The organism is Streptomyces sp. MUM 2J (assembly GCF_022414535.1).
In the GTDB taxonomy this organism is placed as follows: Bacteria; Actinomycetota; Actinomycetes; order Streptomycetales; family Streptomycetaceae; genus Streptomyces.
This window is the reverse complement of record NZ_JADWYM010000004.1, coordinates 90,013-111,136: the sequence shown is the minus strand read 5'-3', so window position 1 is coordinate 111,136 and position 21,124 is coordinate 90,013. Positions and strand designations below refer to the sequence as shown.

The 21,124-nt window shown below is 72.2% G+C and carries 19 protein-coding genes; 10 read left to right on the top strand and 9 right to left on the bottom strand.

Annotated elements, in window-relative coordinates; genetic code table 11:
- Positions 1 to 125: 125 nt before the first annotated feature.
- The 4 genes from I3F54_RS32335 to I3F54_RS05495 form a co-directional block, all read right to left on the bottom strand.
- Positions 126 to 2,396 (bottom strand): tetratricopeptide repeat protein, encoded by a 2,271-nt coding sequence (locus I3F54_RS32335; RefSeq protein ID WP_240117464.1) that lies wholly within the window; start codon positions 2,394 to 2,396, stop codon positions 126 to 128.
- A gap of 3 nt (positions 2,397 to 2,399) precedes the next feature.
- Positions 2,400 to 2,828 (bottom strand): hypothetical protein, encoded by a 429-nt coding sequence (locus tag I3F54_RS05505; protein WP_240117463.1) that lies wholly within the window; start codon positions 2,826 to 2,828, stop codon positions 2,400 to 2,402.
- A gap of 171 nt (positions 2,829 to 2,999) precedes the next feature.
- A complete protein-coding gene (locus tag I3F54_RS05500) occupies positions 3,000 to 3,557 on the bottom strand; it encodes a hypothetical protein (RefSeq protein WP_240117462.1) in 558 nt (185 codons plus the stop codon).
- Positions 3,558 to 3,789: 232 nt separating this feature from the next.
- On the bottom strand, positions 3,790 to 4,284 hold the full coding sequence (locus I3F54_RS05495) for a nitroreductase/quinone reductase family protein (protein WP_240117461.1): 495 nt from the start codon (positions 4,282 to 4,284) through the stop codon (positions 3,790 to 3,792).
- A gap of 256 nt (positions 4,285 to 4,540) precedes the next feature.
- On the opposite strand from I3F54_RS05495, the gene I3F54_RS05490 reads away from it, so the two are divergent.
- From I3F54_RS05490 to I3F54_RS05480, 3 genes are all read left to right on the top strand, one after another.
- Complete coding sequence (locus I3F54_RS05490) at positions 4,541 to 4,825, top strand: ribosomal protein L7/L12 (RefSeq protein WP_240117460.1); 285 nt, start codon at positions 4,541 to 4,543, stop codon at positions 4,823 to 4,825.
- 135 nt (positions 4,826 to 4,960) lie between these two features.
- Positions 4,961 to 6,127, top strand: a complete 1,167-nt coding sequence (locus I3F54_RS05485) for a ThiF family adenylyltransferase (RefSeq protein ID WP_240117459.1) — start codon at positions 4,961 to 4,963, stop codon at positions 6,125 to 6,127.
- On the top strand, positions 6,124 to 6,735 hold the full coding sequence (locus I3F54_RS05480; protein ID WP_240117458.1) for a GNAT family N-acetyltransferase: 612 nt from the start codon (positions 6,124 to 6,126) through the stop codon (positions 6,733 to 6,735). Before I3F54_RS05485 ends, I3F54_RS05480 begins: the two co-directional genes overlap by 4 nt.
- A gap of 361 nt (positions 6,736 to 7,096) precedes the next feature.
- Here the strand turns inward: I3F54_RS05480 and dapA are convergent, their stop codons facing one another.
- On the bottom strand, positions 7,097 to 7,999 hold the full coding sequence (gene dapA, locus I3F54_RS05475) for a 4-hydroxy-tetrahydrodipicolinate synthase (RefSeq protein ID WP_240117457.1): 903 nt from the start codon (positions 7,997 to 7,999) through the stop codon (positions 7,097 to 7,099).
- Between the two features lie 271 nt (positions 8,000 to 8,270).
- Here dapA and I3F54_RS05470 point away from each other — a divergent pair, with 271 nt between their 5' ends.
- The 3 genes from I3F54_RS05470 to I3F54_RS05460 all read left to right on the top strand — a co-directional run bounded on the left by I3F54_RS05470 (position 8,271) and on the right by I3F54_RS05460 (position 9,775).
- Positions 8,271 to 8,426, top strand: coding sequence for a hypothetical protein (locus I3F54_RS05470; protein WP_240117456.1), 156 nt, complete (start codon positions 8,271 to 8,273; stop codon positions 8,424 to 8,426).
- A complete protein-coding gene (locus I3F54_RS05465) occupies positions 8,423 to 9,130 on the top strand; it encodes a hypothetical protein (RefSeq protein ID WP_240117455.1) in 708 nt (235 codons plus the stop codon). The genes I3F54_RS05470 and I3F54_RS05465 overlap by 4 nt, the downstream gene beginning before the upstream one ends.
- A 204-nt stretch (positions 9,131 to 9,334) precedes the next feature.
- Positions 9,335 to 9,775, top strand: a complete 441-nt coding sequence (locus tag I3F54_RS05460; protein WP_240117454.1) for a hypothetical protein — start codon at positions 9,335 to 9,337, stop codon at positions 9,773 to 9,775.
- A 282-nt stretch (positions 9,776 to 10,057) separates the two neighbouring features.
- Here the strand turns inward: I3F54_RS05460 and I3F54_RS05455 are convergent, their stop codons facing one another.
- On the bottom strand, positions 10,058 to 11,890 hold the full coding sequence (locus tag I3F54_RS05455; protein ID WP_240117453.1) for an endonuclease/exonuclease/phosphatase family protein: 1,833 nt from the start codon (positions 11,888 to 11,890) through the stop codon (positions 10,058 to 10,060).
- A 282-nt stretch (positions 11,891 to 12,172) separates the two neighbouring features.
- Here I3F54_RS05455 and I3F54_RS05450 point away from each other — a divergent pair, with 282 nt between their 5' ends.
- The 3 genes from I3F54_RS05450 to I3F54_RS05440 all read left to right on the top strand — a co-directional run bounded on the left by I3F54_RS05450 (position 12,173) and on the right by I3F54_RS05440 (position 16,242).
- Entirely contained in the window at positions 12,173 to 13,618 is a 1,446-nt protein-coding gene (locus I3F54_RS05450; protein WP_240117452.1) for a hypothetical protein, read from the top strand.
- Between the two features lie 172 nt (positions 13,619 to 13,790).
- Positions 13,791 to 15,239 carry an alkaline phosphatase PhoX gene (locus I3F54_RS05445; protein ID WP_240117451.1) on the top strand — a complete coding sequence of 483 codons (1,449 nt, stop codon included), beginning with the start codon at positions 13,791 to 13,793 and terminating at the stop codon, positions 15,237 to 15,239.
- Between the two features lie 430 nt (positions 15,240 to 15,669).
- Complete coding sequence (locus tag I3F54_RS05440; protein WP_240117450.1) at positions 15,670 to 16,242, top strand: TetR/AcrR family transcriptional regulator; 573 nt, start codon at positions 15,670 to 15,672, stop codon at positions 16,240 to 16,242.
- A gap of 79 nt (positions 16,243 to 16,321) precedes the next feature.
- On the opposite strand, the gene I3F54_RS05435 is transcribed toward I3F54_RS05440, so the two are convergent.
- Complete coding sequence (locus tag I3F54_RS05435; RefSeq protein ID WP_240117620.1) at positions 16,322 to 17,521, bottom strand: TerD family protein; 1,200 nt, start codon at positions 17,519 to 17,521, stop codon at positions 16,322 to 16,324.
- A gap of 172 nt (positions 17,522 to 17,693) precedes the next feature.
- Positions 17,694 to 18,503, bottom strand: a complete 810-nt coding sequence (locus tag I3F54_RS05430) for an NAD(P)-dependent oxidoreductase (protein WP_240117449.1) — start codon at positions 18,501 to 18,503, stop codon at positions 17,694 to 17,696.
- Between the two features lie 758 nt (positions 18,504 to 19,261).
- On the opposite strand from I3F54_RS05430, the gene I3F54_RS05425 reads away from it, so the two are divergent.
- Positions 19,262 to 20,059: an HAD family acid phosphatase gene (locus tag I3F54_RS05425; protein WP_240117448.1), complete on the top strand. Its 798-nt coding sequence runs from the start codon at positions 19,262 to 19,264 to the stop codon at positions 20,057 to 20,059.
- Between the two features lie 245 nt (positions 20,060 to 20,304).
- Here the strand turns inward: I3F54_RS05425 and I3F54_RS05420 are convergent, their stop codons facing one another.
- Positions 20,305 to 21,078 (bottom strand): IclR family transcriptional regulator, encoded by a 774-nt coding sequence (locus I3F54_RS05420; protein ID WP_240117447.1) that lies wholly within the window; start codon positions 21,076 to 21,078, stop codon positions 20,305 to 20,307.
- Positions 21,079 to 21,124: the final 46 nt, after the last annotated feature.

The following is a 21,124-nucleotide window of genomic DNA, read 5'->3' as shown; positions in this document are numbered from 1 at the left end:
TCACCACCGAGCGCCCTTCCACGGCCCGAGAGCGGCCCGGGAGGGCGTTCGAACGTGTGAGCAACCCCGGGGCGTTCGACCCGGCCGGCAAAGGCCCTCGGCGGCCGGGGGCCGGCTGTGGGCATTCAGGTTGCGGTGCCCCTCTGCCGTGTCGCGTCGGCTGCCCGACGGGCGTGGGCGAGGTTGTCACGGCTGATCACGGTGTGCGGGTGGGTGTCGCCGAGGACCTGCTCGCGCTGGGTGAGGGTGGTCTCCAGGAGGGGGACGGCCCGTTCCAGGTCTCCCGCCGACTCGTAGGCGGCAGCGAGGTTGTTGCGGCTGACGAGGGTGTCGGGGTGGGTGTCGCCGAGGACCTGCTCGGACTGGGTGAGGGCCCTCTCGTACAGGGGGACGGCCCGTTCCAGGTCTCCCGCCGTCTTGTAGGCGTGGGCGAGGTTGTTGCGGCTGACGAGGGTGTCGGGGTGGGTGTCGCCGAGGACCTGCTCGCGCTGGGTGAGGGCCCTCTCGTACAAAGGGATCGCTCGCTTCAGGTCTCCCGCCGTCTTGTAGGCGGCAGCGAGGTTGTTGCGGCTGACGAGGGTGTCGGGGTGGGTGTCGCCGAGGACCTGTTCGGACTGGGTGAGGGCCCTCTCGTACAGGGGGACGGCCCGTTCCAGGTCTCCCGCCGACTGGTAGACGGCGGCCAGGTTGTTGCGGCTGGTCAGGGTCTGCGGGTGGGTGTCGCCGAGGATCTCCTCGAACTGGGTGAGGGTGGTCTCCAGGAGGGGGACGGCCCGTTCCAGGTCTCCCGCCGACTCGTAGGCGGCGGCCAGGTTGTTGCGGCTGACGAGGGTGTCGGGGTGGGTGTCGCCGAGGACCTGTTCGTACAGGGTGAGGGCCCTCTCGTACAGGGGGACGGCCCGTTCCAGGTCTCCCGCCGACTGGTAGGCGGCGGCCAGGTTGTTGCGGCTGGTCAGGGTCTGCGGGTGGGTGTCTCCGAGGACCTGTTCGTACAGGGGGAGGGTGGCCTCGTACAGGGGGATGGTGCGGGCGGCGTGGCCTTGCTGGTGGAGACGGTGGGCCGCGGTGCTGTAGGCGGCGGTGAGCAGGGCGTTGACGTGAGCCGGCGAGGTGGTGGCGGCCAGGGCGACCAGGTGGGGGGTGACGGTGTCCCACTGGCTGTCGGTGGGGCTGTTCCGGCCCGGGGGCGGGGTCAGGTGGTGCAGGACGGCCTGTTCCGCACGTTCCCGTCCTGGCGGGTGCGGGGACGGCGTGGTGCCGGCGGGGCCGGCGTGCGGGGTGCGCAGGACGGTTTGGACCAGCCGGTGGATTCCGATGGCGGTGCCGGTGTCGGTGACCATGCTGTAGGCCGCCAGGGTGCCGACGGCCTCCACGACGTCGTCGGCGTCGTCCGGGTCCGTGCCGGGCGGGGTGAGCAGGGCGTGGGGGATCCCGTCGGGGGCGAGCCAGGCGGCGGTGTGCAGCACTTCCACGGCCAGCGGATCGTTCTCCTGCAAGGTGGCGAGGGTGACGTTCCAGACGCGGGCGATGGTGCGTTCGGCGTCGATGCCGTGGGCGGTCTTGGCGAGTTTGGCACCCAGGCGTCGGCGGTAGGCGTCGAGCCTGATGCCGCGGTTCTGGGCGAGGTAGGCGCCGGCCTGCTTGATCGCCAGGGGGAAGTGTCCCAGGTCGTCGGCCAGGGCGCGGGCGTCGGCCCGCTGCCGTGGTGCCGGGGCGGCGCTCTTGAACGCGAGGCGGCACAGCAGGGCGGTGGCGTCGCCGGGGTCGAGGGCGCCCAGGGCCAGTGTGGGGGCGCTGTCGGGCCAGCCGGTGGCGCGGCGGCTGGTCGCCAGGTGATGCCCCTGGTGCAGGGCGCCGGTGTAGGGGGAGAGGTCGTCGGGGTCCTCGACGTTGTCGTAGACCAGCAGCCAGCCCGGGTGCCAGGCCAGCCACTGCATCGCCCAGGCCGCCTGCTCGGCGCGTGCCGCCGTGGCGGCCCAGCCGGGCACGAGCGTGCGGGTGAGAGCGGCGAGGGAGGTCTCGATCCCGTCGGGGGAGGCGGCGTTGATCCACCAGATCAGGGTGTGGTCACCGCGGTGCCGGTGGGCGTAGTGCAGCGCGAGGGTGCTCTTGCCGATGCCGCCCAGCCCGTGCACGGCCGCGCTCCGGGTGGTCGCCCATTCCTGCCCGCCGATCAGCATGCGGCGAAGCCGGACCAGTTCCTCCTCACGGCCCAGACAGAGGGCGGCAGGAGGCAGGTTCGAGAAGCCCGGGGCCGCCGTGACCTTCTCGGGTGCGGACAGTGCCTCGGCGGGCAGCACGTCGCCGGTGAAGGCGACACCGATCCGTTCGGCCGCGATCGACCGCTCCCCGACCGCCTCGATACGGGGCCGCGACAGGGCTTCGTCCGTACCCACCCCTCACGCCCGGGGTGCCGTGTGACCGTCACCGGTGATCGCGGTGCCGATGTACTGCGCGGCGATCGACCGCTCACCGGACGCCGTGATGGTGACCGGGCCCGCGGCCGGAGCGGGCAGCAGGGCGGCCAACTCCTCCCTGAGCCCGGGGTCGTCCTGCAGGGCGCGCCTGAGCAGCCTGCCCAACACGGCCGTCGTGTACGCCTCGCTCCGCTCGTCGGCGGCCTCGTCCACCACACGTTCCAGCTCGGCCCGGCCCGCCGCGTCCCGGCGCCGCCACACCATCTGCAGGACCCGCTGTCCGAGCCCGACCGTGGCATCGGCGGCCGCGTCCTGCGCACGGGTCAGCACCGCCGCCCCGTACGCACTCACCGCGGCCGTCACGGCAGGCCCGGCCTGCTCCGCCCACTGCACGATCTCCGCACTGACCATGCCTCAACCCCCGTCGCACACAAGTCTGCTACCGGAACATCCCGGGGTGTTCGTGCCCTCCAGGTCAGGCCCCCGAACCCTCGGGGCCGGGTGGACGGGGAAGACCTGGAGCAATCGCCGACATCTGTGGACGAAGTGCCGCCCCGGTGGGCCGTGGGCTGTCTGTGCCCGTCACTGACTGAGGAGGACGATCAGCCCGCGTTCGGTTCGGGCTGCTTCGTCCAACCAGTCCTGGTGGAACCACACGATGCTGCGAAAGTGCTCGATGTCGCGGACATCGTCCCTGGTGACACGTGGTGGAACCGTGGCATTCATCGCAGCGCGTTCGATCTCCGCCCACGGTACCGACCGTGCGTGCTCACGTACTGCGCGGACCGTCGCCGGACGCATCGAGTAGTACGTTTCGTGCTCCGCAAGGTCGATGCCAGCGTCGTCGGCCAGGTCATCAGGTGGCTCCGGACACCCTTGTCCGAGGTCGTGATAGACGGATCCGAGAAAGGCATCAGCTGTGTCCCGCAGCCCGCTCGGCAACTGGCGGCGCAAGACCTCGTAGTAGAAGCCGGCTTCGATGAAATCGAAGCCGCGGTAGTCGCGTTCGACCACAAACGGAAGGCCCGGGCCGCTGGGATGTTCGGGCGCATCCCAGTAGAAGTCGGTGCCACGGGACTCCCGGCAAGCCGCAACGGCAGGCGCCCACTCGGCGATCAGGCAGATTACGTCGAAGCTCATCGGCTCTTCCCGGCAACTGATCCCAGCCGCCGATGTTTCGGCCCGCTCGACGAGGTGACCGCGGCCGAAGCGGGCTCCAATCCGGACGAGGGCGACCAGACGAGGGGGGCACTCCCTACCAAGGCGAACGGGAGGTCGAATGCGTACTCCCCGGCAGACGATACCGGGCACGGCGCGGTGGGCGCCGTCGCCCTGGAGACACCGGACGGGGAGAGGACGGGGCGCCGGCCGGTCAGCTGCCCTGCGGCGGGCCGGGCGCGTCGGCTCTGGGCTCCAGGACCACCACCGCCGTGTCGGACGGCCGGCGCGCCGCGTAGGCGTCCAGGTTCCTGTCGATCTCACGCCACCGGCTCCACAGCCGCGACCGCTCGTCACCCGTTGCGGCGTGGGCGTGCACGAGCCGCTGCCCGTCGGCCAGTTCGACGGTCGCGTCCGGGCGCGTCTGCAGGTTGAGCCACCAGGAGGGCTCGCCCTCACCCCACCCGTTCATCGCGAGCGAGACCAGGTTCGGACCGTCCTCGACATACCCGATGATGACGCTGCGCGGCCGGCCCGTACGGCGCCCGGTGGTGGTCAGCCGCAGCGTGCCCCAGCCTTTGGCACGCGGCCGCCACAGCCCGATCCGGCCTCCGGAGACCCGGTACACGCCCCGGTGGACCGACCAGGCCAGACGGATGAACCAGCGCGGCGGGAGCCACGGTGTCTTCCTCCGTTGCCCGGCTGCCATGGCGACCTCCCACATGCCCGACTGGACGGGTCACGCACACGACGTTAGTCGCAGCCGGCGGCGGCCGGTAGAGCCGAACGGCCCGCCGGCACAGCCGGATGCCGTCCGTGGCCGCGCGGGAGCAGGCTGGGACCGGCGGCCGGACTGCCTCGTGTCCGCTCGTCATGGCGCGATCGGGGGCCAAGGGCCCGGCCCCGAACGTCGTCTGCCGCCCCGGGAACCGACCGCTTCCCGGGCCCGCCTAGGATCGTTCGGCATGGGTATCGTGGAACTTCTTCTCGTTCTGGGCCTTTTCGCCGGAATCTGGAGCGTCCAGAGCCGTCTCTCCGGCATGGACAGGCGACTGGTGCGCATGGAGCGTCAGCTCGCCCTGATCGCCGACCGGTTGGGCCTGGAGGAGCCGGACGGGCAGCGAGCGCAACGGGAGCGGGTCGAGGCGCTGGTGCGCGAGGGCAAGCAGGTCGCTGCGATCAGGGCGTACCGCGAGATGACCGGCGCCGGCCTGAAGGAAGCCAAGGACGCGGTGGACCGGATGGTGTAGGTCCTTTCGCCTGGGCTCGGTCAGCGTGGTGGTGAGGGTGGTGAGCGGTGGTGAAGGGGTCGCGCATCAATTCGAGTGTGCGCTCCCGTGTGACAAGGGCTTTCCAAGATCGTTCGACTGCTAGCTTCCCGTTTCGTGATCCATTCAGACACGTCCGTCGACGACGATCCATGCTCGTACCCAGGGCCGACGCGCACGCGGGAAGCGGCCTACCGGCCCCTCCTTCTGAACCTCGGGGAGGCCGATGGAGAAGCGACCCTGGCAGCGCTGCTGGAGTCGGGTGCCGTACGGGAGGTCCATGACCGCATCGACGACCAGTTGGAGGAGTTGGTGCGTTGCCTGCGGCCGGGGGAGTCGCTGGACGACCGGGCCCGGGCGGCCGCGGCCACCGAGATGTGCGCAGGGGTGCCACGCCGGCGTTACGGCACCTGGGTCTGGTACCCGTGGTCGGGACGGCTGGTGCACCTCCTGCCGGACGAGCAGTTCCGTCTGGTCCGCACCGATCGCAACCGAGGCAAGATCACCCGTGGGGAACAGCAGGCCCTGCTCGGCCGCCGGATCGGCGTGGTCGGTCTGTCCGTGGGCAACGGCGCGGCACTCACCTGCGCCATGGAAGGCGTAGGCGGATCGTTCCGCCTGGCGGACTTCGACCGCGTGGGCCTGTCCAACCTGAATCGGTTGCGCGCCGGTGTCCACGACCTGGGCGTGGAGAAGACGGTCCTGTGCGCACGCCAGATGTACGAGATCGACCCGTATCTCGACATCGAGATCCACCGTGAGGGCGTGACGGAGGAGACCATCGACGGCTTCTTCGGCACCGGCCCCGGCTCCGGCCTCGACCTGCTGATCGAGGAATGCGACACCCTGTGGGCCAAGGTCGCCGCCCGTGAGCACGCCCGTGCCCGGCGTATCCCGGTCCTCATGGACGCCAACGACCGGGGCCTGCTGGACGTGGAACGTTTCGACGAGGAGCCGACCCGGCCCCTCTTCCACAGCCGGGCCGGCGAAACCACCGCAGAGGACGTCCGCGCGCTCGACGCCGCCGCGTCGCTCGACCTCCTGCTGCGGATCGTGGACGTGGACCGGCTCAGCCCGGCCATGACCGACGCCATCAGCCGGATCGGCCGCACCCTCTCCAGCTGGCCGCAGCTGGCGAGCGGCATCATGCTCGGCGCGGCCCTGGTCGCCGACACCGCCCGGCGCATCCTGCAGGGAGCTCCGGTGCCCTCAGGGCGCTACTACGTGGATCTCGAAGCCCTCATCGCCGCCGACCAGGCCACTCTCCTCGGAACCGCGCCATGACACACCTCCCCGAACTGCACGGCGATCACCTGTGGTTGCGCGAGCTGCGGGCCACCGACCTCGCACCCTTCCAACGGATCCACACCCACCGCGTTCTGACCCGCTACCTCGGCATCGACCGCATGGACGTCCGCCAGGCACAGGACGCCTTCGCACACTGCCTCGCCCAGCCCTACAGCCACCCGCGTCGCAGACACACCCTCGCCATCTGCGCACCGGACGACGACACCATGGTCGGCACCATGGGGCTGCTGGTCGAGGACTACGGCAGCAACGCGATGCTCACCGGACTCGTCCTGCTGCCCGACGCACCCGTGCGCGGCCACGGTCACGAGGCCGGACGCCTGCTGATGGCCTACGGCTTCGGTCCGCTCGGCCTGCACCGGATCTGGGCCGGGCACCGTGCCGACCACACACGCATGCGGGACGTCATGCTCGCCGCAGGCCTGCGCCCCGAGGCGACACTGCGCGAGCTGTTCCACACCCAGGGCTGCTGGCACGATGTCACCACGTACGCCGCGTTGGCCCCGGAATGGCGACGCTCGGCCACGCCGGCCGAACAGGCCGTCCTCACAGGCGGCCGCGGCCGCCGTCTCCAGCCGGTCTGAGAGCTTCGATGCCCCCGGCCCGCGGGTTCGGTGGCCGGTGGGGCGGCGGGGGACACGATCGCGGAGCACCCTTGTCGACCGTCCGTCCTCCGCATCCGGCACGGCAGCGGCACGCATCTCGGCCAGGGGCGGTGGACCCGCGGGGGGAAGCAGACCCCGATGCGTCCCGTGCCCCGGCACGGGACGTCAGGCGCCAGGGACCGCTCTCCGCCGTGGGTGCCCACCGGACCATGTCACCGTTCCCGGGGAACACGGAGCGGGGCGTCGCGCAGGGGACGGTTCCTGCCGGAGCGGATCCACGCGCGCACCCGCACCCACTCGTCTCTGCCGGGCCGGTGGCGGACGGGACCGGGGACGCTGCTCAGGCCGCGGTCAGACGCTCGTACGCCGCGTGCAGCGCCGCCACCGCCTCCTCGCCCGCCGGGCGCAGCGGGGGGCGCACCGGGCCGGCGGGCAGGGAGAGGGCGGTCAGGATCGCCTTGGCGGTCACCGTGCCCGGCAGGCCGGCCGACGTCATCGAGTCGATGAGCGGCGTGGCCCGTTGCTGGAGGCGCGCCGCCTCCCGGGTGTCGCCCGCGTCGAACGCGTCGATGACGGCCCGGACCTGGGCGGGGGCCGCGTTCGCCACCGTGCTCACGTACCCGGCCGCGCCCACCGCGTACAGGGCCAGGACGTGCTCGTCGCAGCCCGCGTAGTAGGCCAGGTCGGTACGGGCGATGACCTTCTGCGTGCCGAGGAGGTCGTAGGAGCAGTCCTTGACCGCGACGATCCGCGGGTGGGAGGCGAGGCCGATCATCGTGTCCGGCTCGATGCGGGTGCCGGTGCGGTCAGGGATGTCGTAGAGCATCAGCGGCAGCCCGGAGGCATCCGCCACCTCGCGGAAGTGGGCCTCGACGGCATCCTGCGGCGGCCTGCTGTAGTACGGCGTGACGACGAGGGCGCCGTCGGCGCCCGCCTTCTCCGCCTCCAGCGTGAGCCGAACGGTGTGCCGGGTGTCCGCCGTGCCCACCCCGGCGACCAGGGACGCCCGGTCGCCGACCGCCTCGCGGACCGCCCGGATCAGGGCGGCCTTCTCGGCATCCGTGGTGGTCGGGGACTCGCCCGTGGTGCCGGAGAGGACCAGGCCGTCGCAGCCCTGCCCCACCAGACGGTCGGCGAGGCGCTGGGCGCCGTCGAGGTCGAGGGCGCCCTCCTCGGTGAAGGGCGTGATCATGGCGCACAGTGCGCGGCCGAAGGGAGGGGTGCGGGAGCCTGCGTAGGTCATGGCAGTAGTCTCCGCACCACAATCGTGAAGCTCCACTTAAAATTTCTACGAGATACCGGTAAGGAACACTGCGACACCGGGGGTGGTCGGGCGGACCCCGGCCACCCGTCCCCCTTCCAGGTCCGGCCTTCCGTCCGTCCCGCCGTGCCGTGTGCCGCGCCCGGCGGTCCGAGCCCCGGGCAGCGCCGCCGCTCGGGTCCCGTGTCCGGAACGCCTCTCATGCGTCACCATGGACAGGACGAGGCATGGTCCACCGGTCATGGGAGGCGTCATGAAGCTCGGCAAGGCACTCGCCACCGGCGTCGCGGAGGAGCGTCCGCACACCGCCGGTGAAGAACACGAACCCACCGCACAGAGCAGGCAGCCCGCGGCTCCCGCAGCCGAGCCGACGGCCCCCGCACCCGAAGAGGTGCCGGCCGCCCGATGAGGCTGCGGCTTCCGGAGGAACACCCGACGGAGCCGCCGACCGGCTACAAGATCGCCCATCCCGTGCTGTCGCAGGACGGGAACCGGGCCGCCTTCACCGGTGTGTCGCTCGGCGGCGCGCTGCCGTACGGCGTCGTGGCCGACGCGTCGTGCGCCTACGGCCTGCGGCACCGGCCGCCGCACCGCCGCTGCGACTGCGGTTTCCACTGCGTGCACGAGCGGACGGACGCCGAGGCGCTGCTGTGCACGGCCGAGCACCGGGCGGCCGTGCTCCTCCAGGTGACGGTGCTGGGTGCGTACATCCGCTTCGAGCGCGGTTTCCGCTATGCCCGCCAGCGCGTGCGTGCGGTGACCGTCGGGACCTGTGCCTGCGGCCGGACCGCCGTGGCGCTGGCGGACGCAGGCTGGGGCCTGCCCGGCTGGCGGGCTCTGGGCCCGTGCTGCGCGGGCTGCGTGCGGGCCCGTCCGTCCGTCTCGCCGGCCGCCTTCGGCCGACTGGCCGGGGACGGGCTGCGGGTCGTGGCGGCGGGCGTGCCGGGTGCCGACGGCATGGTGCGCGCCCCGGGTGCCGGCGGCGCGGACGAGGAACTCGGCGTGCCCGAGCTCGTCGCCGAGGCGGCGCTGCTGCAGGCGCGGCTCGACTGGTTCCAGACCCAGTTGGCCCGGCTCGGCGAGACCGGCCCCGGGGGACCGGCGCAGGGGTGATGAGGGCAGGCCAGGGTACCCGGACGGCCCGGGTCCGAGAGGAGGGCGCAACACCGTCACCGAGACCGTGGACGTCCGGCGGGCCGCCCGCGGAGTTCCGCTCCGTCGGCGAACGTGTTCGGCCGGGTCACCCCGTCGCCCCCGCGAGGACGCTCGGCGGCGATCAGGGTTGATGGGGGAGGAGATCAGGGAGAGGGTGCACCGATGACTGCCAAGGACAACCGGCCCGACAGGTCCGGACCCGCGGGGGCCAAGGGCCCCGACGAGTTGCGCCGGCAGATGGCCGAGGCGCGCGGCGAGTCCGGCTCCACCGGAGTGGAGCCGTCCGGCGGGACGGGTGCGCAGGAGCGGGCCCGTGCGCGTGCCGCCGACCTGCGTGACAAGGCCGGCGCGATGAGCGTGCAACTGCGCAGCTCCGCCGCCCAGGCGGGCCATGCGGTTCAGGACCGGGCCGCCAGGGCCGGGCAGGCGGTGCAGGACCGGGCCGCGCAGGCCGGTCATGCCGCCGAGCAGAGCGCCCCGCGGCCGGTGCGGCCGGTCGTGCGGAGCGGGATGCGCCACCCGGGTCTGGTGCTGGCCGCGGGCGCGGCGGCGGGTGCGGTGGTCGCGGTCGAGGTGAGGCGGTGGCGGCACCGCGCCCGCTAGGGGATGCCGTCGGAGATCACCCCGGCACCGGAGGGCGGACCGGGCGGACGCGGCGCCGCCGCAGTGTGCATGACCATATCGGCCAACCCGGTGGTGCGGGCGGGCTGTTGTGTCACTCCGGAGCTGTGGTCACGCTGCCCGCGGGCGATCCGGCGGGCAGGTGAGGTGCGCGTGACGGCGCGCACCTCACCTGCCGGGGTACCGGTCATCGCCGGCTGCTGCTCACCCGTGGCGACGCTCCCGGTGTGGGCCGGTGCGGGCCCGCCGCTGGGAGCGCGGTGCTCACGGGCGGAACCGCAGCACCTGGGGGTCGTGGTCGCTGATCTGGTCGTGGAACTCCGCGTTGATGTGCACGCTGTCGTAGTCGAAGTGGCACCGTCCGCCGCGCCGGATCGCCGGGCTGACCAGGATCTGGTCCAGGACCTGGGCGTTGCCCTGGTAGACGTAGCTGTACCGCTCGCTCCTCGGCAGCGACTTCACCGCCGACCACAGCGCGCCGTCGCCCTCCAGGATCCGCGCGGTGCCGGAGAACTCGAAGTCGTTGATGTCGCCGAGTGCGACGACGTTCGCGTTCCTCTGGACCGAGAGGAGGTCCTTGACGAAGGCGTTGACCACGGTCGCCTGCGCGTGGCGCTGGATCTCCGAGCTGCGCACCGGCGGCTGGTACTGCCCGGCCAGTCCCTGGTCGCCCCCCTTGGAGGCGAAGTGGTTCGCGATCACGAACACCTTCTTGCCGCGGAAGACGAACTCGCCCACCAGCGGCTTGCGGCTGTCCTCCCACGCGGCGTTCTGCGGGTCGATCCGGCCCGGGGAGAGCGTGAGCGCGGCCTTGCCGTGCACCTTGGTGACGCCGACGGCGCTGGTGGCGTCGCCGCCCGCGCGGTCGGTGAAGGAGACCCGCTGCGGGTTGAACAGGAACACGTTGCGGATGTTGCCGCCGGGCTGGCCGCCGTCGGAGTCGTTGACCGGGTCGACGGAGCGCCAGTCGTAGTGCGGGCCGCCGGCCGCGACGATCGCGTCGATCAGCTTGCCGACCGTGACGTCGGCGGCGGTCGTGCCGTCGTCCGTGGCGCCGTTGTTGTCCTGGATCTCCTCCAGGGACACGATGTCGGGCGACCGGAGGTTGTGCACGATCGCGGAGGCGTGCGCGGCGAAGGTGCCGTCGGACGGGTCGAGGTTCTCGACGTTGTACGTCGCGATCGCCAGCTCGCGGCTGCTCTGCCTGCGGGTCGTCTCCCGGGAGAGGCCGGCGGCGTCGACCGTGCCGATCTCGTTGGCGACGAGGGTGTAGCCGCCGTACTGGTTGTAGTCCAGCGGGCCGGTGGTGGTGCCGGTGAGCGTGTCCCCGACGTCCACGGTCGGGTACGCGGAGGTCGGGCCGAGCGACTGGATCTGGAGCCGGCCGGTGTTCTGGGCGTCGTAGGACCCGTAGACGGTGCCGCCACGCCGGTTGGCGTGCTCGTGCGGCTTCACCGTGACCCACAGCTCGTAGTACTTGTTGCTGGCGCCCACCACGCGGGCGTCGGAGACCTGGACGTTCATGCCCTCCAGGGACTCGTAGTAGTCCAGGGCGTACATCGAGGGCCGCAGGGTCAGCCCGTTGACCGAGCCTCCCGCGGCGGAGTCGCCGGCCGGGGTGTACGCGCCCGGCACCGACCGGGCGTCGATGACGGTGGCGGCGGGAACGGTGTTGCCGCTGGAGACGACGGTGATCGTGGTGCGGGTCAGCTCCGTCACGGACTGGTTGCCGGAGGACGTCCCGCCGGGGACGTACTCCGAGACCGTGCCGCTGACCGAGAGCAGGTCGCCGACCGCGACCTTCGGGGTCGAGCCGGTGTAGACGAAGATGCCCTCACTGGTCGCCGGATCGGCGTCCGGGTTCGGATCCTGCATCCAGAACCCCCGGGACGAGCCGTAGGTGCGGACACCGGTGACGATTCCGGTCACCTCCGCGACCTTCTGGCCGGCGTACGGCGATATCCGGGTGGTGCCCTGGATGTCGTGGATGCGTACGGAGTCCGCGTGGGCGGGGGAGGTCAGGGCGACGGTGGACGCCGCGGAGCAGACGGCGGCGACGGTGAGCGCGGCGAGACGCGCGGACGACTTTCTCGGCAAGGGATCCCTCCGGGGACATGACAAGTGCCGGGACGAGGGTGGAGCGGTGGTGCGCGAAGAGCGCGCCGGAAACGCGTGGTTGACCGCACGGACGACGCGCGTAGAAGACAGTGAACAGTTGTCCGCCGATTTCTACGCGCGTCAATCTCCTGCTTTCTCCGGCCAGTTGTCAAGGTTTCGGCCATGTACGGAGGCCGACGGGGAGATGAACCGGGCGGGATGGGTGGAAATCCGTCTAGGCTGAGCGGCTGAGTGGTACCACCGTCCGAGGAGAACGAGCCCATGTCAGACAGCTCCCCCCTGCCGCCCGCGCGGCTGACCGACGAAGCGGAGCTGGCGCGGGCCGCCCTGAGCACGCCGCTGCTCTCCCGGGCCGCCCGGCTCGCCCGTTGGGCGGGCCCCGACACCCGTGTCGACGCGGGCGGCGGGCTCGTCGAGGAGCAGCTGCCCGCCGCGGCCGAACTCCTCGGGCTCACCGGGGACGACGCCGCCGCCTACGCCAGCGAGGCCTGGCGCGTCGCCGTCGACACCGGGCTCGTCGAGATCACCGACGAGGAGACCGGCACCGTCGCCGCCGGCGAGGACCTCGCCCTGCTCACCGGCGGCTCCCCGGTCGACGTGCTCGGTGTCTGGCTGGTCGCCCTGGACGCGGTGCTCGCCGACGCCGCCGTGCCCGACCTCGACGATCTCGTCGACGCCATGGACTTCGACAACGGCAACGGCGAGATCGACCTCTCCGAGCTGGACTGGGACCCCGAGGCCGAGGCCGAGTTCCTCGACGGCGTGCTCGGCAACCTCTACCTGCTCAACGTCAGCGAGGACGGCCCCGGCGACGGGCCGGTGCCCCTTCCGGCGCTCGCCGCCTCCATGATCGTCCCCGGCGACATGGACGAGCCCACCAACGACGTGCTGGAACAGGTCTCCGACGCCATGATGCGGCTGGACGACCAGTTCCGGCTCCTCGACCCGATCGGTCTCGTGGAGTACCAGCCGGTCGACGAGGCGCTCATGGCCGACATCGACGATCCGGCGGAGGAGCCCGCCGCGCCCGTCGACGACACCGACGTCTCCCGCTACGGCATGGTCCGTCTCACCCCGCTCGGCCTGTACGGGCTGCGTGCCCGGCTGCTGGAGGCCGGCGTCGAGGCGCCCGCCGTCGGCGACCTCGCCGACAAGGGCGCGGACGCCCTGCTCGACCGCACCGCTGCCCACGGACCCCGGGCGGTGCGCGCCGAGACCGAGCAGTGGCTGGCCCGGCGCGAGCCCCTGGCCGCCGCACGGGAACTGCTGGCCGCCGCCCGCGGTGGCGACCCGGGGGCACCGCTGCGCCGGCTCCGCTGCCAGGAGGCGCTGTCCCTGGTGGGCGCGGTCGCCGAGCCCGCGCTGCGCGAGGTGCTCGACGACGCCGAACTCGGCGGACTGGCCCGGGTCTGGCTGACCGAGCACGGCATGGCCGACGTGCCCGCCCCCACCGAGGCGATGGTCTTCTGGCTCACCGTCGACACCGTCGCCGCACAGCTGGCAGCCGAGGGCAACTCCGAGGAACTGCAGGCCCTCGTCGAGGGCCTCGCCGCCCAGCACGACGGCTTCTTCGCCGCGGCCTGGCGTGTCGAGCACCCCGCCACCGCCGACGTGCTGGAGGCGATGGGCCGGCTCCACCCGGACAAGAAGGTGGCCAAGGAGGCCAGGAAGGCAGCCTTCAAAGCCCGTTCCCAGCACGGGAACTGACGCCACCACAGCTCTCCTGTCGCCCTGCCGTGGACGGTGTCGGTCCGGATTCACGGAACCGGGACCGTCTGCGACGCCCGCCGTTCAACCCACGTTCAGCGGCGGGCGGGACGGTGTCGCCGAACCCACGGCCGCCACCTCCCACGGCACACCCACCGTCACAGGAGACACCATGTCGCTCACCCGCAGGGACTTCGCCCGGAAGTCCGCGATCACCGGTGCCGGAGTCGCCCTGGCCGGCAGCGTCGGAGCTCTGGCCACCGCCCCGAACGCCCTGGCGTCCACCGAGACCGAGACCGCGGACGGTGCCTGGGCGGACGCGCACGGCGGAGTCGGCTACGGGCCGCTGCTCGCCGACCCGAAGGGCATCCTCGCCCTGCCCGCCGGGTTCTCGTACAAGATCGTCACCTACAGCGGGAAGACCAGGCTGGAGTCCGGCGAGTTCACTCCGCAGAAGCCCGACGGCACCGCCGCCTTCGACGGTCCGCGCGGCACCACCCTCCTGGTCAACAACCACGAGCTCAAGGGCCCGCGCTCCAAGTGGGAGTACCCCGTCCCGCTGCACGAGGGCCTCGTCTACGACCCCGCCGCCTCCGGCGGCTGCACGGTCGTCGAGGTGCGCCACGGCCACGCGGTCGCCGAGTGGGTCGGCATCGCCGGTACCTCCACCAACTGCGCCGGCGGGCGCAGCCCCTGGGGAACCTGGCTGACCTGCGAGGAGAACTCCGACCGGGCCGGCGAGAACGGCATGACCAAGGACCACGGCTACGTCTTCGAGGTCGACCCCTACGACCGCCGCGCCAACCGGGACCCCCGGCCCGTCAAGGCCTTCGGCCGCTTCGACCACGAGGCCGTCGTCATCGACCCGAAGACCGGCCACGCCTACCTCACCGAGGACGACCACGACCCCAACGGCCTGCTCTTCCGCTGGGTGCCGCCGCACGGCTTCCGCCACGGCCGCGGCCAACTGCGCACCCTCGCCGACGACGCGGGCGTCCTGCAGGCCCCCAAGTGCTACGACTCCGCGGGCCGGTTCGTGGACGACCTCTCGCGCGCAACGAGGACCGGCACGGTCTACGGCGTCGACTGGGTCGACGTGCCCGACCGCGACGCGCAGACCGTCCCGGTCCGCCGGCAGTTCACCGACGGCGAGATCACCCGCGCGCGCAAGCTGGAGGGGATGTGGTGGGGCGACGGCGGCGCCTACATCGTCTCCTCCTTCGCCCGTGAGGAGAGCCCCGAGCAGCACGACGGCCAGGTCTGGTTCTACGACCCCCGGCGCCGCACCCTCACCCTCAAGGTGCTGCTCGGCGTCAACCCGGACCCGTCCCGGGAAGGCCACTTCGACGGCCCGGACAACATCACCGTCTCCCCGTACGGCGGCCTGGTCATCTGCGAGGACGGGGACGGCCTCCAGCACCTGTTCGGCGCCACCGACAGCGGCCGCACGTACCCCATCGCCCGCAACGAGCTGAACCTCGGCACCGCCGAGGAGCCCGAGTACAGCGAGTTCACCGGCGTCACCTTCTCGCCCGACGGCAGGACGCTCTTCGCGAACATCCAGGAGCCGGGCGTCATGCTCGCCGTCACCGGGCCCTGGAAGCGGCAGAAGCGCTGCTGAACGCCCGGGCCGCCCACGGGCGCCGCCCGCCACCCACCGGCGCGGCCGCCCCGCGTCACGCCGCCCGAATCCGCCAGCCCGTCCCGCGGTCTCCCCCCACAGCGATGCCCGTCCAGGTGCGACGGGCAGGACCTGATTCCACACTTCACGGGGAGGCCGCGGGTTCGCATCCCGCCACCGGCATCACACGCCGGTGCAGCTCGGAGGACAGAGCACCTGCGCCGGTGCGAGGAGCCCGCCCGGGCCGGACGGGCGGACGGTCCGGAGCCGGATGCTGCCCGTCTGGTGTCGCCGGGCGAAGTGGTGGAACATGCGGGCAGCACGGTCGGTCGCGCGGCGTCCCCCGGCGGTACGGCCGTCTTCGGGGGCCGATCCCCGTACGCTCCCGACAGAACGCGGAGACCTTCTCCGTTCCTGCAAGGAGTTCTTGATGACCCAGGTCAAGCCCATGCGCGCGGACGCTCGGCGCAACTACGAGCGATTGCTGAAGGTGGCGGCGGAGGCCTTCGCCGAGCATGGGGAGGGCGCGTCCCTCGACGACATCGCCAAGCGCGCCGGGGTCGGTTCCGGCACGCTGTACCGGCACTTCCCGACCCGTCAGTCGCTGCTGGAGGCCGCGTACGTGGGCCGTGTCGAGGCCCTGGCCCGGCGCGCCGACGTGATCGCGGACGAGTGCCCACCGGGGGAGGCGCTGTGGGCGTGGCTGACGGAACTCACCGAGGGCATGATCCAGGTCCGCGGTCTGAAGGCACTGCTGGGCTCGGCCGTCACCGACGCCGGATCCGCGGCGGCCACGGTGTGCGGCACCACCCTCAAGGGTGCCGGAGAGCGCCTGGTCCGGGCCGCCCAGGCGGAGGGTGCCCTCCGCAAGGACGTCGAACCGATCGACATCCTGCGCCTGGCCCACGGGGTGGCGACGGCCTCGGAACTGGCCGGAGACGAGGGGGCGTGCATCCCCCGGTACCTGTCCCTGGTGACGGAGGGACTGCTGCCGGCGACATGAGAAGGCGGCCGGCAGCGGGCGTCCCCGGCCCCCCGCGGAGCGCCCGCTCCGCGGGGGGCGCTGCGCGAGGCGGGCTCCGTCACAGGGACTGCGCGGCCGGCTTCACCATGTTGCGGACCGTGCGGGCCTTGACGAAGTCGCCCATCGCCGTCATCTCCCACTCGCCGGAGAACTGGCGGATGAGCTTGGCCATCATCACCCCGGTCTGCGGCTCGGCGTGGGTGAGGTCGAAGCGGACCAGCTCCTCGCCGGTCGCGGCGTCCAGCATGCGGCAGTAGGCCTTGGCGACCTCGGTGAACTTCTGGCCGGAGAAGGAGTTCACGGTGAAGACGAGGCCGGTGACCTCCTGCGGCAGCCGGCCCAGGTCGACGGTGATGACCTCGTCGTCGCCGCCGCCCTCGCCGGTGAGGTTGTCGCCGGAGTGCCGGATCGCGCCCGAGAGGATCGTCAGCTTGCCGAAGTAGCAACTGTCGATGTGGTTGCGCTGCGGGCCGTAGGCGATGACCGACGCGTCCAGGTCGATGTCCTTGCCGCGGTAGGCGGGCTCCCAGCCCAGGCCCATCCGGACCTGCGAGAGCAGCGGGCGCCCGCCCTTGACCAGGGACACCGTCTGGTTCTTCTGGAGGCTGACCCGGCCCTTGTCCAGGTTGATCTTCCCCGCGCCGGGTGCGGCGGCGGGTGGTGCCGGAGGAACGGGCGGGACCGGGGGAACGGTGAGCGGCGGGGCCGGCGCGGTCGCCGGGGGCTGCACGGCGGGTGCGGGCGGCACGGCCGGCTGCGGTGCCGGCTCCTCGACGGTGACACCGAAGTCGGTGGCGATGCCGGCGAGGCCGTTGGCGTACCCCTGGCCGACCGCGCGGGCCTTCCACTGGCCGTTGCGCAGATAGATCTCCACGACCACCAGCGCGGTCTCCGCGCCCAGCTGCGGTGGCCTGAACGTGGCCAGGACGGAACCGTCGTCGGCGTTGCGGATCGTGGCCGTCGGTTCGACGCCCTGGAAGGTCTGCCCGGCCGCGTCCGGGCTGGCGGTCACGACGATCTTCTCGATGCCCGGCGGGAGGGCGGTCGTGTCGACCGTGATCGCGTCGGGTGCGGCGCCGCCCCCCGAGCGGTAGGTCACGCCCGGGCCGCTGGGCTGGTTGTAGAAGATGAAGTCGTCGTCGGAGCGCACCTTGCCGTCGGCGGTGAGCAGCAGGCCCGAAACGTCCAGCCGCACGGGCGCGGCCACGTCCACCGCGACACGGGCGGCGGAGAGCGGGATGTTCGAGCCGGGGGTCATAGCTGTCATGCCCCCTAGAACGAGCGAGACCGCTTTACCGTTCCCTTACCTGACGTCCGTCCGGCCCACCAGGCCGCGGCCCCGCCCCGGACGCCCTTCCGGTTCCGGTTCCGCTCCCGTCCGACCGGTCCCTCCCGGTCGGCCACCGGGCCCGCCGTACCGGGCGGCCGGATCAGTACGGCCAGATCGGCGGGTCGGTGACGAAGTGGCCGCCGAGGTGGGCGTGCGCCGGATTCTCCGGGTCCAGTTCGCCCTGCTCGGCGATCAGCTTCCCGGCGTACGCCTCGGAGTCGTCCCGCGGCTCGTAGCCGAGTGCCCGGGCGGTGCCGAGGTCCCACCACAGCCGGGTGTTGGCGGAGGAGCCGTGGACGATCGTGTGGCCGACGTGCTCGGCGGTCAGGGCCGCGTGGAAGAGGCGGGCGCAGTCGTCCGGGCTCAGCCACACCGACAGCGTCCGCACCCGTGCCGGCTCGGGGAAGCAGGAGCCGATGCGCACGGACACCGTCTCCAGGCCGTGCCGGTCCCAGTAGAGCTGGGCGAGGTCCTCACCGAAGCACTTGGACAGGCCGTAGAAGGTGTCCGGGCGGTGCGGGGTGTCGACCGGGATGAGCGGGTCGCCCTCCCGCGGGCGCGGGGTGTAGCCGACGGCGTGGTTGGAGGAGGCGAGGACGACGCGCCCCACTTCCTCCTCGCGGGCGGCCTCGTACAGGTGGTAGGTGCCCTCGATGTTCGCCTTCACGATCTTCTCGAACGAGGATTCCAGTGAGATGCCCGCGAGGTGGATGATCGCGTCGACACCCCGGACGGCCTCGCGCAGCGCCTCCCGGTCGGCGAGGTCGGCGGTGATCGCGTCCGGGGCGCCCTCGATCGGGCGTACGTCGAACAGGCGCAGGTCGTAGCCGTACTCGGGCAGCAGACCACGCATCAGGGTGCCGAGCCCACCGGCGGCGCCGGTGAGCAGAACGGTGCGGGGGGAGGGCATCCTCGGTCTCCTCGGGGTCGGCGGTTCGGCGACCCGGCTCCTCTGCCGCTCGTCGTTCAGCGACTCGATCGCCCGGCGTTCCGCGGATCTGCCTGCCTCGACCGCCCCGGCGACGCGACGACTCGGCGACCCCGTGGTTCGACATCGGCCGACGGCCGCGTCCCTGGCCGATGTTCACCTGCGCGGTGACGCTAGGGACCGGTTCCGCGTTCCGTCAAGTGTCGCGCGGCAAGCGGACATCCGCCTTTCGGGCGGGAGGCGACGCGTTCCCCCGGTCATCGGGCGCATCCCCGTTTGACGTCGTACCTGCGTGTGGCCCTCGCCTGCGGCCGGTGAGTCGCACGGCCCGCATCGTGCAGGGGGTGACGGACGAGCGGAGAACGCGGCCCGCGCCCGGCCGTCCGCACCGCAACTCACGACCGTGCCTGACGACCGGCCGTGTGGCTCCGCGTCAACCCGGGGGCGGCGAGGGCCACGAGCGGGGGTGCCGCCGGGCGGGCGCGGGCCGCCCGGTGCTCCCGGCCGGTGCGCGTACGGCCGCACCGGGAGCTCCGGCACCGGTGCGATCGGCCCCAACAGCGCCACGGCCCGGGCGATATGGGGCCACCGCCACGTGACGAACGCGGCCGGGCAGGCGCGCAACCTTTTCGGCCCACGGTTCTCGTATCGATCGGGTAACGAGGCTCGCGCGCCGGGTGTGATGCGCGTAGACAAGGCGTGACCTGGTGAAACCACCACCGATCAAAACCGGAGAATCCATGCGGAAATCCCTCAGAGCGGCCGCGGTCGTGGCCGCTTGCACCGTTGCCGGCGGAGCGCTCTACGGCGCCGGTGCGGCCACCGCGGGCCAGAAGACGGCGAACTCCACGCACGAGCCGTACAACATCGGCGTGCTCGTCAAGGACATCGACACCTACTACGGCACCACCGCCGACGCGGACGGCGTCTACCAGGCCTCCCAGGACAGCCCCTACGCCAAGGACCTGGCGCGCCTGGACCGGGACGCGAAGAGGTACATAGACCGGGCGGCGCGCAAGGCCCGCCACCACGGCGAGAAGCCGGCCGTCGTCTTCGACATCGACGACACCCTGCTGCTCAGCCTCGACTACGAGAAGCGGTACCACTACACCTACAACCCGGCCACCTGGGCTGAGTACGTGGACCGTGCCGACCGGCCCGCCGTCTTCGGCAGCCCCGAACTCGTGCGCTACGCCGAGTCCAAGGGCGTGGAGGTGTTCTACAACTCGGGCCTGAGCGAGGCGCAGCGTGCCGCCGCCGCCGAGAACCTGAAGAAGGTCGGCGCCGACGTCAACCTCGACGCCGGCCACATGTTCCTCAAGGACAAGGCCAACCCGCCGGCCTACCTGAGCGACTGCGCCACCGTGGATGCCTGGAAGTGCACCACCGTGGAGTACAAGTCCGGCACCCGCAAGCACATCGAGGACGACCTCGGGTACGAGATCATCGCCAACTTCGGCGACCAGTACTCCGACCTCGACGGCGGCTACGCCAACCGGACGTACAAGGTGCCGAACCCGACGTACTTCGTCGGCTAGCCCGTACGTCCCACGAGGTGAGAACGCCCCGCCGCCACCTGGGCCGGCGGGGCGTCGCCGTCGTCTCGGCCTGTGTCGTCCGCGTGCCCGGGGCGTTCGTCGTCCGGGGCGTCCGCACCCTCTGCGTCACCGGGGGGGCGAGATGTCCGGGGCGTCCGCCTCGACCGGCCCGCTCTCCGCGCTCTCGGTGATGCGCCGCCGCCGCGCGGGGAGAGGCGTATCGCCGGGCGGGCGGACCGTGGCGGTCACAGCCGGCGCGTGGCCAGCGTCAGCCGGTCGCGGGCGTCGAAGAGGGCGTCCTTGACCGTGTGCTCGTGTGCGGGCGTCAGTCGCGCCACCGGCACCGAGCAGCTGATCGCGTCGCGGGCCGGGGTGCGGTACGGGATCGCCACACCGAAGCAGCGCAGGCCGAGGGTGTTCTCCTCGCGGTCGACGGCGAAGCCCTGCTCGCGGACCCGGTGCAGCTCCTCGATGAGCTGCTCGCGGTCGGTGAGCGTGTTCTCGGTGAGCGCGGGCAGCGTCTCCGGAAGCATGGTGCGGACCTGCTCGTCGCTGTACGTGGCGAGGATGGCCTTGCCGAGCGAGGTGGAGTGCGCGGGCAGCCGGCGGCCGACCCGGGTGAAGGGGCGCAGGCAGTGCTGGGACCGGCGGGTGGCCAGGTAGACCACGTTGGTGCCGTCCAGGCGCGCGAGGTGGATGGTCTCGGTGGTGTCGTCCGACAGGCGGTCCAGCGCCGGCCGGGCCGCCGCGACCACCTCGTCGCCGTCGATGTAGGAGGTGCCGACCAGCAGGGCGCGTACGCCGATGCCGTACCGCGTGCCCGTGGCGTCCGTCTCCACCCAGCCCAGCTCCACCAGGGTGCGCAGCAGCATGTACAGGCTGGACTTGGGGTATCCGACGGCCTCCTGGACCGCCGCGAGGGAGTGCATGCCGGGACGGCCGGCGAAGTACTCCAGCAACTCCACTGTCCGTACGGCGGACTTGACCTGCGCCCCACCGCCCGTCTCCGCTGCCGGCATCGCCCTGGACCCCTTCGTTCGGCGAGAAGCTGGAGTTATAGTCTCC